The sequence below is a fragment of the Pleomorphomonas sp. PLEO genome (genome assembly GCF_041320595.1).
Taxonomy (GTDB): domain Bacteria; phylum Pseudomonadota; class Alphaproteobacteria; order Rhizobiales; family Pleomorphomonadaceae; genus Pleomorphomonas.
On record NZ_CP166625.1, the window covers coordinates 2,160,906 to 2,175,549 of the forward strand.

Here is a 14,644-nt window from a genome sequence, read left to right on the forward strand (position 1 = left end):
TTTTTTACGCGGTAGTTTATTCCCTTGGTTGAGTCGAGTGAACGCTCCCAACCCAGAACCACGACATATTGGTGATTTTCGGCGATGTGAAGCGCTACTGGCTTTTAGGCCACCAGAAACTGGATTGTCCGCCCGTTGGTGCTCGCGCCGTCGGCCGGGGAACCCGGATCCGCCTCGCGCTCCGTGTCGGCGGCCTCGCGCGGGGGCGCCGCCTGACGGCACCCGATGACCGTCCAGCACAAAAAGCAGGGCTATTGCCGAATGCAGGATGAATATGGGGGCGCTTTTGGTGAAACGGGTTCACCGGAAGCGCCTTATCCTTTTGTTTTGAAACAACTTCTGATGAATGGCCGCGGCGTGAGTTTTCGCGAACCGTTTTGCCATAATCAACAGTATGGTTAACGTCGTGTTAAGTGTAATTTCGTATTAATGATTAGCAAGTTCTCGTCATGTATATCGCATTTGTTGCTGCAATTGTTTCTTTGAAACATTTGCGTGTGGAAGTCTTGAACCTAGAATTGATTTTTCGATGACACAGAGATTACTACTCATTTTGGTTGTATCGGCGGGTGTGGCGGGCTGCGCGAGCCAGCCGGATATCGTGCGCCTTGCCTCTGTGGAAAGCGTCGCCGTGTCGCAGGCGGTGATCTTTCCGCCGCCGGGTGGTCCCGAGATCGCAGCCGTGCTCCAACGCACCAATCCGGACGGTCTCCAGCAATCGGTGATGCTGGCGACGGCCTCAACGACGCCGGGCGACAACTACTTCAAGATCCGCCTGTCCTCGGGCGCGGTGGCCAACGTCAAGGATCCCGATCCTCGCCCCATCAAGACCGCGGCCGACCTCGATCGGGAACTCCGGGCCGCTTTCCCCGGGGTGGCGATGGTGCCGTCGGCGGTTTTCCTGCAAAACGCCTTTGGCCCGTTTTCCTATGCCTCCGGGCGGGGCACGGCGGGGGAAACCTGCCTTTACGCCTGGCAGCAAATCGCGGCGTCCGACGATCAGAAGTCGGCGGTGACCTCGCGCGGCGATATCCAGATTCGCTTCCGCATGTGCGACGCCCATCGCAGCGAACATGACCTGTTGATGGTCATGTACGGCTTCACGATCACGGCCGCCGTCAACAGCAAAGGGTGGAACCCTTACGGCGCCGCGGCTTTTGCGCAAACCACGGGCCCGCAGGGCGATGGCATTGTGCTGCCCGCCGGTGGGGCGACCGTCTGCGCGCAGGGCGCTGCCCCCTCGACCGAGTGCATCTTCGCGCCCTCGCAGTTGGCCGCCCGGTTGGCGGCGGCAAGCGCCGGCGCGCCACAAGCCACTTCGCCCCAACCTGCTTCACTTGACGTCACGCCGCGCTCGGTGCCGCTGCCGCCGGCGCGGACGTTCGAGCAGGCCATTCCCTCACCCCTGTCGCCGCCGTTGCCACAGAACAAGAAGGCCCCCGCACCCGATACGCGCCAAGCCGCGCTAGGAGCGGTGCCAGATCCTTCCGAATTGGCGTCCAGCCAGCCGGTTTCGCCTTCGGCGGCGCCCGTTGCGGTGGTGCCATCGCCCCGCGGCTTGGCCAGCCCGACGCTTCAGGCCAAGGACGCCGGAAGCGCTCCGTCCGGCAGCGGGACGGCGACATCAGAGGTTCCGCCCAAGCCGCCCCGGATGATCGAGCTTTCCGCCCTGCCAAGTTCGTTGCGTCCGCATGAGACGACGGCCGGCGCCGACTGCGCGCCGGGTGATGGAAAGGCCTGCCCCCATGAAAGCCAAGCGCCCATTGTGGCTTCCCCGTTCGGCGTCTCAGCCTTAGGTGAGCAATGACATGAAGACCTTCGGCATGTTTCTCCTTTGGCTGATCGCGGTGGCGGGCTTCGTGGCGGTCGCCACGCTGCCGATCAGCATGCAGACGCAGCTGGTCACCGGCGTTTCGGTCATTCTGGTGATGGCGCTCCTCAAGCAGATCAAGGCGGAGGGCGGCTGGCGCTTCTTCTCGCTGACGCTCGGCGTCGTCATCGTGCTGCGCTATGTCTATTGGCGGACGACGCAGACCCTGCCGCCGGTCAGCCAGCTCGAGAACTTCATCCCCGGCCTGCTGCTCTATCTGGCCGAAATGTACAATGTGCTGATGCTGATGCTCAGCCTTTTCGTGGTGGCCAGCCCCTTGCCGCCGCGCGCCTCGCCGATCCCCTCGGAATGGCCGACGGTCGACGTTTTCGTGCCGTCCTACAATGAGGATGTCGGCCTGCTGGCCAACACGCTGTCGTCGGCCAAGGCGATGGATTATCCGGCCGGCAAGCTGACGGTCTGGCTGCTTGATGATGGCGCCACCGACCAGAAGTGCCAGTCGGTCAACGTGCTGGAGTCGCGGGCGGCCATTGCTCGGCGCGCCGAGATGGAAACGCTCTGCCGGGAGCTGGGGGTCAACTATCTGACGCGGCCGCTCAACAGCCGCGCCAAGGCCGGCAACCTCAACAACGGCCTCGAACATTCGACGGGCGAACTGGTGGCCGTGTTCGACGCCGATCACGCGCCGGCCCGCGAGTTCCTCAAGGAGACGACCGGCTATTTCGAGGAAGATCCCAAGCTGTTCCTGGTGCAGACGCCGCATTTCTTCATCAACCCGGACCCCATCGAGCGCAACCTCGACACCTTCGATGCGATGCCCAGCGAGAACGAAATGTTCTACGGCATCATCCAGCGCGGCCTCGACAAGTGGAACGCCTCGTTCTTCTGCGGCTCGGCGGCCGTGCTGCGCCGCGAGGCGCTCGCGGTCACCGATGGCTTCAGCGGCTCGTCGATCACCGAGGATTGCGAAACCGCGCTCGCCCTGCACGCGGCGGGCTGGAACTCCGTCTATGTCGACAAGCCGCTGATCGCCGGCCTGCAACCGGCCACCTTCGCCAGCTTCATCGGCCAGCGCAGCCGCTGGGCGCAGGGCATGATGCAGATCCTGATCTTCCACTTCCCGGCCTTCCGCCGGGGGCTGAGCCTGCCGCAGCGGATCTGCTACATGTCGTCGACGCTGTTCTGGTTCTTCCCGCTGTCGCGCGCCATCTTCCTTCTGGCGCCGCTGTGCTACCTGTTCTTCAATCTTCAGATCTTCGCCGCCTCCGGCACCGACTTCATGGCCTATATCCTGGTCTATCTCGGCGCCAACCTGATGCTGCAGAACTATCTCTACGGCTCCTTCCGCTGGCCCTGGATCTCAGAACTCTACGAATACGCCCAGACGCTGCATCTGTTGCCGGCCATCGTGTCGGTTTGGTTCAACCCGAGAAAACCCACCTTCAAGGTGACGGCCAAGGACGAAACCATCACCAGCAGCCGGCTGTCGGAGATCGGCACACCCTTCTTCGTGCTGTTCGGCGTGCTCTCCATCGGCGTCGTCGTCACCATCTATCGCCTCTATACCCAGCCCTATCAGTCGGGCGTGACGCTGACGGTCGGCGGCTGGAACCTTCTGAACCTGGTTCTTGCCGGCTGCACCCTGGGTGTGGTGTCCGAGCGCGCCAACCGCCAGGCGGCCCAGCGCGTCTCCGTCAACCGGCGCTGCCGCTTCGGGCTGAACGACGTGTGGTACGACGCATCGATCGTCAACGTGTCGACGCTCGGCGCCGGCCTGCATGTGTTCCATCCCGGCAAGCTCGAAGCCAAGCCCGGCGGCACGGCGATGCTCAGCTTCCAACTGCATGAGAGCGAGGAAGAGGTCAGCGTGCCGATCACCATTCGGCGCACCACCCCGCAGGGCAACCAGCTGTTCGTCGTCGGCTGCGAGTTCGATCCCAGCGAGCCACAGCACCGACGCGGCATTGCCGATCTGGTGTTTGCCAATTCGGCGCGATGGACCGAATTCCAGATGGGGAGACGTCGGAACCTCGGCATCATCAGGGGCTCGGCATGGTTCCTCTATCTGGCGCTGTTCCATACCGTCCGTGGCCTCGGCTACCAGCTGCGTCGCCTCGGCGGCCGCGAGCGGTCGGCAAGCGTGGAGAAGCAGACGCCATGAAGCCCTCGTCCCTTCTTCTGGCGAGCCTGATCGCCCTTTCGCCCTCAACGCTCGCCGCCCAGCAGGCGGCCCCCTTCGACATGAGCGGGGAAAGAACGACCCCGCCGGTGGTCGAAACACCTCAGGCCGTCAAGCCGGCCGAGCCGGTGGCGGCGCCCGCCACGGGGCGAGCCTACCTGCTGCCGGCCGGCGCCCTGTCGCTGGAAGGCGAGGAGGTCAGGCGATCCTGGTCGGTCTATCTTTCGCCCGAGCAGGCCGAGGCCGGGCAGGCGGTTTCGCTCGGCTACCAGAATGCCATCGCGGTGGCGCCGGAGTTCTCGGCGTTGACGCTGTCGATCAACGGAACGCCGGTGGGCAAAACGTCGCTGAAAGCCTCCGAGCGGCCGGCGAGCCTGTCCTTCGACCTGCCGGCCGGCCTTCTCAAACCGGGTAGCAACAGGGTGTCGATCGAGGCGACCCAGCGCCACCGGACCGATTGCGGCCCCGCCTCCACCGCCGAGCTGTGGACCCGGCTCGATCCGGCCACCACCTTCATCGAGGCGAAAGCGTCGAGTTCGGGCAATGCGCTCGAGGCCATTCGCTCTATCGGCGCCGACAGCCAGGGTCAGACGACCTTCTCGATCACCGCGCCGGCACTCAGAGGGATGGCGGCCGTCGAGCCGCTGCTGCGCCTGGCCGGGCGCTTGCAGCTCGCCGCCGGCATGCCCAACCAGAGCGTCTCGTTCAGCGCCGATACCGTTGCTGCCTCTCAGGCGGGGCATCTGTCGGTGCTGGTCGGAACAGCCGATGAGCTACGTCCCCTGCTGCCCGGTGGGGCCGATCTCGGCGCCGCGACCCCGGCCGCGCGGATGGTCAGGAGCGGCGACGCCTCGGCTCTAGTGATCAGCGGGTCGGACTGGCGGGCGGTTTCCGTCGCCATCGACGGCCTGCTGCCACGCTCGACGGCGGCTGTCGCCAGCCTGCCGACGGCGGCGTTCCTGATGCCCGAACCGAAGGTGATCACCGGCAACAGCCGTCTGGCGCTGGCCGATCTCGGCTATCGCACCGAGGAGTTTTCCGGCCGGCGTCTGCGCACCGACTTGGCGGTCGGCCTGCCGGGCGACTTTTACGCCAACGCCTATGGCGACATGGTCGTCCACCTGGATACCGCCTTTACCAAGGAGGTTCTCCCGGGAAGCGGTCTGGTCATTTTCGTCAATGATCAGGTGGCGGCGGCCATTCCCATCGACGTGCGCGGCGGCGGCGTCATGCGCGAGCTGCCGGTGCGGGTGCCGATGCGGCATTTCCGGCCGGGTCTGAACATCATCACCTTCGAGGCCAACCTGTTGACCGAGGCAGACGTCGCCTGCGCGCCCGGCCATACCGGCGACACGGCAACCCATTTCGTGCTGTTCGACACCACCACCATCGATTTCCCCGACTATGCCCGGGCCGGCCAACGGCCCAATCTGTCCGCGCTCACCCAGATCGGCTATCCGTTCACCGCGACCCAAGAACCGGTCGACCTGCTGCTGGGCGAGATCGCGCCCGGTGAGCTGTCAGCGGCCGGCACGCTGCTCGGCAAGCTCTCGCTCAAGGCCGGACGCGACATTGCGATCCATCCGGTGACCTCAGTGAGCGAGCTGAAGCCGGAGGCGCCGGCCATCGTGGTGGCGGCGGGCGGTCAAATCCCAGAGGCCTCGCTGTCCACCTTCGATCTGACGGCCGATCTGGCGGCGCGCTGGAGCGCGGAGGCAACCGGCCGTGGCGCCCCCGCGCCGTCGGGCGCCGACATCGACGCCTGGAGCGAACGCCTGCCAGCCAACGGCGTGGCAGGCGCGCTCGAGCGGTTCCAGAAATGGCTGTCGTCCTATTTCGGCCTCAGCGGCGATCTCTTCCACATGCCGTCCGACGCCGGGCTGGCTTTCGCGCCCGAGCCGGGCACCTCGACCCTCGTCGCGGCCAGCCCGACCGCCGACTGGCTGCTGGTCGCCGCGCCCACCCCCGACGCATTGAGCGCCGGCGTCGGCTTCCTCGCGCGGGAGGGGAACTGGCGGCAGCTTGGCGGATGGCTCGCCAGCCTGCGCGCCGCCGATCAGAAGATCACGGTGGCCTCGCGTTCCACTGAGGTGGTGCTGCCCAATCGGTTCGATGTCGGCAACTTCCGCCTGATCGCCGCCAACTGGCTGTCGAGCAACATCCTGATCTATGTGGGGCTGCAGATTTTCTTCTGCATCCTGTTGGCCGTCAGCATGGGCTTGCTGATCCGCCGGTTCGGGAGGCATCGATGAAAGCGCCTGTGATCGCCTTGGCGGCGCTGTCGGTTGCCTGCATGGTGTCGGGAACCGAGGTCGTTCGAGGGGCCACCCTCACCGAGCCCGAGTGGGGCGCCTACAAGCAGCATTTCCTTGATCCGTCGGGCCGCATCGTCGACACCGGCAACGGCGGCATCAGCCACAGCGAAGGCCAGGGCTACGGGCTGATGCTGGCCTATCTGGCTGGCCGGCCGGATGACTTCGAACGCATCTGGACCTTCACGCGCACCGAGATGCTGCTGCGCGACGACGGGTTGTCGGTGTGGAAATGGGTGCCCGGCGCCGGTTCCCACACGCCGGACCTCAACAATGCCACCGATGGCGATCTGTTGATCGCCTATGCTCTGTGGAGCGCCGGCAAAGCCTGGCAGCGCCCCGATTACCTTGCCCTTGGCCGAACCATCGCCACCGCGATCGCCGAGCACTGCGTGGTGACGTGGAAGGGGCGCCCCTATCTTCTGCCGGGCGCCAGCGGCTTTACGGCGGAGGACCGGCCGGACAACAGCCCGGTGGTGAACCCGTCCTACTGGGTGTTCGCGGCGCTGCCGGCGATGACCGAGCTGTTGCCGTCCCCGCTGTGGAAGGCGCTCGGCGACAGCGGTGTGGCGCTGATCGACGAGAGCGAGTTCGGTCGCCGGCGCCTGCCGTCCGAGTGGGTCAGCCTGGGGCCGGAGCATCATTTCATGGCCGACGGCTTTCCTCCCGAGTTCGGCTACAACTCGATCCGGATTCCGCTTTATCTGATCGGCGGCGGCATCACCGACCCGGAACGCCTCAAGCGCCTCAAGGCGGGCATGACGGCGGACGACGGCAATCCGGCGGTGTTCGATCTTGCCGGCGACAGGGTGCGCGCCTCGCTGAGCGAGCCGGGCTATCGCATGGTCGTCGACCTTGCCGCCTGCGCGATCGACGGCAGTCGGCTGTCCGAGCCCAGCCGGACCTTCACCCCCACGCTTTACTATCCCTCCACGCTGCAACTTCTCGGCTTGGCCATTGCCAGGGAGAAATACCCCAAGTGTCTGTGAACCCACTCTCCCCCCTCGCCGTTGTCGCCGCCGCCCTGTGGCTGGGCGTGGCGCCGACCAGCCTGGCCGCCGCCGATGCCAACCGGACAGGCGATCTAGCGCAACCGACCGCCAGCCCGACGCCGACGACCGACGCGGCGGCGGACGATGTCGACGTCAGCGCGCTTCGCTATTTCGCCCGAAATGGCGACAGCGTCCGCCTCAACCTGGAAATCAGCCGTCTGCAGGCCCTCCACCCCGATTGGATCCCGCCCACCGATCCCGCCAACGCGCCCGAGCCGCCGGACCGGGAACTCAACGCCATCTGGCAGCTCTATTCCCAGGACCATTTCCCCGAGGCGCGCGCCGCCATCGCCGCCCGCAAGGAGCGCGAGCCCGACTGGCAACCGCCCGCCGACCTCCTGACCATGCTGGACCGTGGCGAGGCGCGGCGCCGCCTGACCAACGCCTACAACCTCAAGCAATATGCGAGGGTGGTGGAAACCGCCGCCAACGCGCCGGATCTGACGTCCTGTTCCGAGATCAACGTGATCTGGATGGTCGCCGAGTCCTTCGTGCGCACCGACCGGGCCAAGCGCGGCGAGGACGCCTACGACTACGTGCTCAAGACCTGCGGCGGCGGCGACATCCACCGCGCCACGCTCCAGAAGGCGGCGGAGCTGTTGCCCTATGCGGCGGTGCAGCGGCTGATTGCCGACGAACCGCTGGCCGCGGAGGGGACCGGTGAGTTCGCCTCCCTCAAGGACGACCTTGCCCGCCGTTTCGTGGGCGATGCCAATGCCGATGCCAAGCTGGTCGTCGACGCGTCCTATGTCGAGCGGCTGAAGAGCATGGCCGACCAGGGCGGTTCGGTGGACGACGTCCTCAATTATGCCTGGTACGTCTGGCTGCATGGCCGCTCGCCCGCTGCCCAGGCCTATTTCGAACGGGCGCGCACCCTTCAGGATTCGGCGTCGGCGGCCGTCGGTCTCACGCTGACGCTGCTTGCCAAACAGCAATATGCCGAGGGGGAGGCCGTCATGTACGGCTGGCGCCAGACGTCGAAGGATACCATGGCCACCTATCTGGCGGCGGCGGCCAACCTTCTGTCGCAAAATCCGCCGGTAACAATTGACGCCGCGGTGATGCAACGCATGGCCGAGGCGGTTCTGACGGAACGGGATGCCGTCGCCGCCCAGCAATTCGGCTGGTATGCCCGCCAGGCCCACCAGTTGGAAACCGCCTCCGACTGGTTTTCGACGGCGCTGTCCTGGTCCGCCGACGACGAGCCCTCGGCTTTTGGCCTGACGCTGACCCGCCTCGATCTCGGCGATGTCGCAACGGCCACGCGCCTGCGGGACGCCTGGGCCGATCGCTCACCCCGCATCGCCGCCCTGGGGCGCGCACCAGCCCCAGCCCCAGCCCCGGGCCGGAAGGCCGCTATCGAGGGGGATGTCGCCGTGACCGGGTCCATACCGGCCGCCGGGCAAGCCCCGGTTGGCCCGGCGGTGTCCACGGTGGCCTTTTCAGCTCCGATGAGCGCCAAGGCGCAACCGAAAGGCAGGCGCGTTGAGGCCTCCGCCTCGACGCCGCGTAGCGCGGGCGCGGGCAATTGCAAGGGTGTGACGGCCCCGTCGCAGTCCCAGCCGACATCCGACGCCGCCGCTCTGCGTCTGGGCTGGTGCTATATGGACCTCAAACAGCCGGCGTCCGCCCTCAGAAGCTTCGAGGCGGTTGCCGCCCGTGCCTCGGCCAGCCGTCGCGAGGAAGCCAGCTACGGCCGGGCGCTCGCCTTGCTGCGGCTGGGGCTGACCGACGAAGCGGCGATCGCCGCCACCGGCACGCCGATGTCGCCCGAGCGGGCGGCGACGCTGCAGACGATCATTCTGGCCAACCGGGCCATCGCCGCCTTCGACGGTAACCGGTTCCGGGAAGCCATTCTCTATCTCGATCAGCGGGCCGCTCTGGCGCCCGAGCCCTTGGATCTGATGACGTTGCGCGGCCATGCCTACGTCAAGCTTGGCTCCATGGAAGAGGCAAAGCGGGTGTTCTCGGCCTTGGCGGCGATCGGCAATCCCGAGGGGCCGCGCGGGCTCAACATGATCCGCGACCAGCATGGCTAGTACCAAGATGCATTGAAAATGCCTCTTGGTATTCTGCTTGCCGATTTCTCATGCCCCTGATGCAAATGAGAAATCGGCAATGACGTCAATGAGCGGATGCGTCAGCATCTTCGCGAATTGGTGTAAACGCGATCGTTTCCGAGCTCGCCACGGATGATTGACGAACCCATTGGTGGTCACTGATCCCTTCGAAGGGGGAGGATACCCTCGGCATCCTCCCTTTCGTCTATTTAAAGTATTTTTCTGTTCAGGAAATGGTCCGCCGTCGTGTGGCGTCGACGGCGGACCTATTTTAACTATGGCTAGTCCCTCGGATGTCAACTTCCGAGGATAAATTTATAAAAAAAGTCCGAAATATATTTTGTGGTTACTTCCCACCGCCCCCGCGGCGCTCGTCTTTGTCTAGGTAGTTTTGCGTCAAATGAGAGCCGTTTGCAACGGGGTAGATCTACCCCGAGCCTCCCGGGGGGCTGTGAGGCACTCGATTATACTTAATTATTGTTGAATGCTCATTCTGCTGCTTGTCGCTATCTACCTAGCCACCAGCGAGTTTCGAGTCGGGCTCTGAAGGTTATCGTCTGCGCGGCGGCCGGTCGCGCCTGGAATTTGCGAGGTATATGAAACTCACAATAGCCGAATTCACGAGAGGGGCGATCGATCCGCTTGTCCTAAATGCGAATCATATGCATTATCAATGACAAATTTTATCATTATTGGTTGTGCGCAGGCGCTCTGAACGCCGATTCTTATACTTTTGACTTAGGTAAAAATACCCATTTTTATCCCTGTGTACATCCGCCCACTTACTAGCGTAAATAAAGTATATATGAATTTTATCTTCGTCAGAATATGTATTATGGATGCTCTATTAAAGCTAAGGCGGCAAATATTTGGTGTATAGGGTCGGCTACGGTCAGGTAAATATACCCCTGACGGGCTTCGTTATGGCTTGTATGGGTTGACTTCAAACTTTCACAGAAGTCAGATTGCATCATTATTGGAGCAATCGATTGTGCCTGTTCGAGGCAAATCGAGAAAATGGGGAATAAGGGTCGCTTCATGCAAGCCAAAAAACATGAATGGGACCAAGATCCACCCAGAGCAGCGCAAGACGCCAGCTCGCGAAAAGCTCGCTTTGTCAGTCGCGCAAACGCGCTGACGGCTCACAGGCCATATGATGCCGCGAGCCGGGATATGGCTCGGCACAAGTGGCATATCGATCTTTCTTCAGCCAAGATAAGTCATATGCCATCCGCTGCTGACGAACTTTCACCTGCGTTGGCGCCGCATGGTATTAGCTATGAATCCGTTCGGCCAAAACCGCCGAACCAAACAGATTTCATTGATCAAATATTCTTTCGAAAAGAAATACATTTTTTTATATTAGAACGAGTATTACTATCAATTACTAAACGAAAAGAAATGATATCAGATATTGATCTACATCTCAATGAGCGGGAGATTGAGACCGTATCATATCTCGCGGCGGGCTATGGCGCCAAGGAAATTGCCCGCGAACTCAACCTCTCTCCCAGAACCGTTGAACATCGGATCGAAGCGCTGAAACGTCGTGTTGGCGCGCGCAATGTCACCCATCTCATTGCTATGATTCTATTGAGCAATAGTATTCGAGATTCAGGCGAGTCCGATATCAAAGACGAATAACCGGAAATTTCGCGTCAGACAGATATCTCAAGCTTTATGCTGATTTCATTCCCGTTTTCTTTTGTCGTTTTCATTCGAAGATTTCGATCAATCATTGCTTTGAGGATGCTATGCACCCAAAGATTTTCGAGAGGCGAGGGCGCGTGCTCGCCGAAAAATGCGCCGAGATAGATAGTGAAATTAAAGCCGTATCGGCCGCCATGGCTCGGCGTGTTCGGCTGGCCGGCGTATTGTGTCTTGGCGAGCGGGAGGCGGATGCCCTCGAGAAGCAGTTCCACGCAAGCGTATGTTACGTCATCGAGGTTCCCGTGGTTTCCGAAGAAGGGATGCGCGCCCGCCGCGAGCTGATCAAACAACTTACGGCTCTTGATAAGTACATTAGTTTCTTGCTCAGCTCTCCGTGGACCTCTCGCGAGAGTCCCGTCGAAAGCCAGCAGAAATTGGAACAATGTCGCCTGGGTTTGGATGAAATTGGGCTCTGCTAGAGTTCCTGCATAAATCTAAACGTATAGATCGATTGGTATACCTATATTCGACAATGGGAAATTACAAACAGATCTTCATGAAAGAAGGGCTCCAATTTCTGAGACTTATGGATGCTCAATATAATAATCTACAGGTTCGACAATGGCGCACTGCCCACATTGCTTAAATAACGTACCAAGAAAAGAAATTCTATGCCGCTCCTGCGGAGCTGAAAAGGGATACATACACTTCAATAGAAAAGTCAGGGGCGCATTGTTCCTAACCGTGTGTGGAATATTGTTGCCTGTGGCAATCGCCCTGTATGTTCCGCTCTGTTTTCACGGCGCTGAAACTCTGTTCTGGTCGGCCCTGGCGATTGCTTTGGGGCTGAGTGTGTTTTCCATCTATAGGCTCGTGATCGGGCCTATCTGGTATCGTTAGGACAACACCAACAACGACGCGCCGCGGTTTGGCGAAAGAAACGGATCAAGGCGCTGCGCCTCACCGTTCCGCCAGCTCGTCGCCGCTGGCCCTTAGAACGCTATTCGATCTGATTGAATCAGATCGGCGCTCTAAGTACTTGGTTTGGAAGCATCATCTTATCGATCCTCGTTTCACGCCGGTCGGACGATGCTCTAGCCGCCACTTGGCGGGGGCGAGCGCGGGGCTGGGTATTGTCGTCACGGGGTCGGCGATCCGCACCTGATCGCGGCCGCCGCGCTTGGCGGCGTAGAGTGCTCTGTCGGCAAAGCCGATGACCTCGGTACAGCACAGGCCATGGTGTGGAAACGCGGCGACGCCGAAGGACGCGGTGATCCGGAAGGCTTGCCGGCCGGGCTTGATGGTCTGTTCGCGCAGCGTCTCGCGCAGTTCGTTGGCCCAGTTGGCCGCCATGGCGTCGGTTTGGCCCGGCAGCACGATGAGAAACTCCTCGCCGCCATAGCGGAAGGCCTGATCGGCCGGCCCGCAGCGCTTGCCGAGCTGGGCCGCGATGATGGCGAGCACGTCGTCGCCCGCCTGATGGCCGTATTTGTCGTTGACCGACTTGAAGTGGTCGATGTCGCACATGACGATGCTGAACACATCTCCATCGCGTTGCGCCCGGCTACATTCTTCTTCCAGCGCCACGTCGAGATAGCGGCGATTGTAGAGCCCCGTCAGGGCGTCGCGGATCGATTGCTCGCGCAGCAGGGCATGCAGGTCCTCGGCGCGTCGTTCCGCCTGCTTGCGCTTGCTGACGTCCAGCATGACGGAGACGGCGATCGGCTTCACTCCAATGTGGTGCAGGCTGCCGTGAAGTTCGATATCGATCTCCACGCCATCCTTGCGCAGCCCGCGAAACGTATAGTCGGCGACGGGCACTTGGCCGGACATTCTCTGGCGCGTGTGTTCGGCTACCATCGGCCGGTCTTGCTCGGCCACCAGGATGAGGATGTCGCGGCCGATCAGCTCGCTTGCCTCATAGCCGAAGATGTCCGCCAGCTTCTGGTTGGCGAAGGTGAATTTCCCGTCCTCGGAGGTGGAGATGCCGACCAGCGGCTGGTTGACGACGCTGAGCAGCTTGAATTCGGACTCGCGCAATTGGCGCGTCATCAACTCGTTGTCGCCGAGGGCGGTTTCCAGCGCGGCGGTGCGGCGACGCACTTCGCTTTTCAGCGCCACGGCGGTCTGAAGCTCGTCGAATTCGCTGCGGTAGTCACCGGCGGCGTTGCGCTCCAGCCGGTTGATCAGCGCATGAATCACCTTGTTCTGTCGGGCAATTTCCTGGAGCAGCAGTTTGGGATCTGACTCTGGCCCGAGAGGTCGACGCTCAACCATCCTGTTGGTCCCCAGGCAAGTCTCCGATCGCAATCCCGGTCAGGGTATGGTTGACGTGAATGCCGTTATACTGCTCACCATAACAGGAAAAGCCGATGACGTTATTCTCGCTCAGAATGCTTTCGACCTCCCTGGTTAATGTTTTACTCGAGATATTGAGCTTTCTCAGGATACAGTCAAACCCTATCAGTAATTCGGGCAGTCCTATTGCTTTGCGGATCTCGGCGAGCGCCGCGCTCAGGTTGGCGACGACGTCGGTCATGCTGGCAATGCGGAACACCATACCCTCGTCGATGGCGCAGTAGAAGGTGAGGCTGCCGTCGCGATGAGCCGTCTGGACGGCGCGCACGTAATGGGTACCGGCCAGCAGAACGACGATCGGCGCGTCGGCGAACTTGGCCGGGCCAAGGCTCTTCTGGGGGACGTCGATCACCCGGGCATATTCCTCGGCGGCCGGCAGCCCGTTGATCTCCAACACGCGGCGGCGCTCCGGCTCGGCGGCCGTCACCACCAGCCGTTCGTCGTTTGGCACGAAGTTCTGGATCTTGACGGCACGGAATGGCCGCGAGGTGGCGACCAGGATCACCACCGCCGCGTCGGTGTGGAAGCGCCCGCCGTGATAGACATGGGTGCGCACGAAATTGAGGTCGTCGCCCGCCGATCCTCCGACCAGGCAGACGTCGTCGAGGGCGGTCTGGAAGGCGCGGCAGACCAGTTCCTCGCGGATCGACAGGCCGTCGATCAGCGACAGCGCGAAGCGGTTGGCAAGCTCAGGGCAAGCGTCGGTCTTGGTGTCGAGTTCCAGCAACTGCGACTGGACGAGGGCGCGGGCCGAGGACAGCTCGAACCGCTGCAGGTTGGCAACGAGGTGGCCGACGGCGGCGAAACTGTCGCCGGGCAAGCTGACGCCGCTGAGGCTATAGTTGAGGTAACCCTCGGGGCCGATTTCGCCGGCGGTGGTGCAGCCGATCACTTGCACCCCGGGGAATTGGCGGGTCATCTCGTCGGCTATGTCGTCGAGTTCATAGGCGCTGGAACAGAAAAACAGCACCAGGGCCATGTCGGGCTGGAAGACGCCGTCATGGAATTCCCGCACGGCGGTGCGCGCGTCTGTACTGGCAGAATGAAAGCGGCGAATGGGAGCGCGCATTTGGGAGGGGGTTCTCGGACGTCGATATAAACCCCAGTATCACCGCCCCATGGCTTCCATCTTCTTATCAATGTTTATATTCTGTAGTAGAAGTAACGCCTTCGTTAAGGTCTGGATACAAATACCAATGTCC

Annotated in this window: 10 protein-coding genes; 7 read left to right on the forward strand and 3 right to left on the reverse strand. The window is 62.2% G+C overall.

From position 1 onward, the window contains the following. Positions 1-225 precede the first annotated feature (225 nt). The 7 genes from AB6N07_RS10070 (at position 226) to AB6N07_RS10100 (ending at position 11,078) form a co-directional block, all read left to right on the forward strand. Positions 226-402, forward strand: a complete 177-nt coding sequence (locus AB6N07_RS10070) for a hypothetical protein (protein ID WP_370677666.1) — start codon at positions 226-228, stop codon at positions 400-402. 199 nt (positions 403-601) lie between these two features. Then, on the forward strand, positions 602-1,807 hold the full coding sequence (gene bcsN / locus AB6N07_RS10075; RefSeq protein ID WP_370677667.1) for a cellulose biosynthesis protein BcsN: 1,206 nt from the start codon (positions 602-604) through the stop codon (positions 1,805-1,807). Between the two features lies 1 nt (position 1,808). Continuing rightward, positions 1,809-3,992, forward strand: coding sequence for a UDP-forming cellulose synthase catalytic subunit (gene bcsA / locus AB6N07_RS10080; RefSeq protein ID WP_370677668.1), 2,184 nt, complete (start codon positions 1,809-1,811; stop codon positions 3,990-3,992). Continuing rightward, positions 3,989-6,262 carry a cellulose biosynthesis cyclic di-GMP-binding regulatory protein BcsB gene (locus tag AB6N07_RS10085; protein WP_370677669.1) on the forward strand — a complete coding sequence of 758 codons (2,274 nt, stop codon included), beginning with the start codon at positions 3,989-3,991 and terminating at the stop codon, positions 6,260-6,262. Before bcsA ends, AB6N07_RS10085 begins: the two co-directional genes overlap by 4 nt. Beyond that, positions 6,259-7,311, forward strand: a complete 1,053-nt coding sequence (locus AB6N07_RS10090) for a glycosyl hydrolase family 8 (RefSeq protein ID WP_370677670.1) — start codon at positions 6,259-6,261, stop codon at positions 7,309-7,311. Before AB6N07_RS10085 ends, AB6N07_RS10090 begins: the two co-directional genes overlap by 4 nt. Continuing rightward, a complete protein-coding gene (locus AB6N07_RS10095; protein WP_370677671.1) occupies positions 7,302-9,413 on the forward strand; it encodes a cellulose synthase in 2,112 nt (703 codons plus the stop codon). The genes AB6N07_RS10090 and AB6N07_RS10095 overlap by 10 nt, the downstream gene beginning before the upstream one ends. Positions 9,414-10,472: 1,059 nt before the next feature. Continuing rightward, entirely contained in the window at positions 10,473-11,078 is a 606-nt protein-coding gene (locus tag AB6N07_RS10100; RefSeq protein ID WP_370677672.1) for a response regulator transcription factor, read from the forward strand. A gap of 14 nt (positions 11,079-11,092) precedes the next feature. Here the strand turns inward: AB6N07_RS10100 and AB6N07_RS10105 are convergent, their stop codons facing one another. The 3 genes from AB6N07_RS10105 to AB6N07_RS10115 all read right to left on the reverse strand — a co-directional run bounded on the left by AB6N07_RS10105 (position 11,093) and on the right by AB6N07_RS10115 (position 14,511). Continuing rightward, positions 11,093-11,434 carry a hypothetical protein gene (locus AB6N07_RS10105; protein WP_370677673.1) on the reverse strand — a complete coding sequence of 114 codons (342 nt, stop codon included), beginning with the start codon at positions 11,432-11,434 and terminating at the stop codon, positions 11,093-11,095. Between the two features lie 703 nt (positions 11,435-12,137). Continuing rightward, positions 12,138-13,361 carry a GGDEF domain-containing protein gene (locus AB6N07_RS10110; protein ID WP_370677674.1) on the reverse strand — a complete coding sequence of 408 codons (1,224 nt, stop codon included), beginning with the start codon at positions 13,359-13,361 and terminating at the stop codon, positions 12,138-12,140. Further along, positions 13,354-14,511, reverse strand: coding sequence for an FIST N-terminal domain-containing protein (locus AB6N07_RS10115; RefSeq protein ID WP_370677675.1), 1,158 nt, complete (start codon positions 14,509-14,511; stop codon positions 13,354-13,356). Before AB6N07_RS10115 ends, AB6N07_RS10110 begins: the two co-directional genes overlap by 8 nt. Positions 14,512-14,644 lie beyond the last annotated feature (133 nt).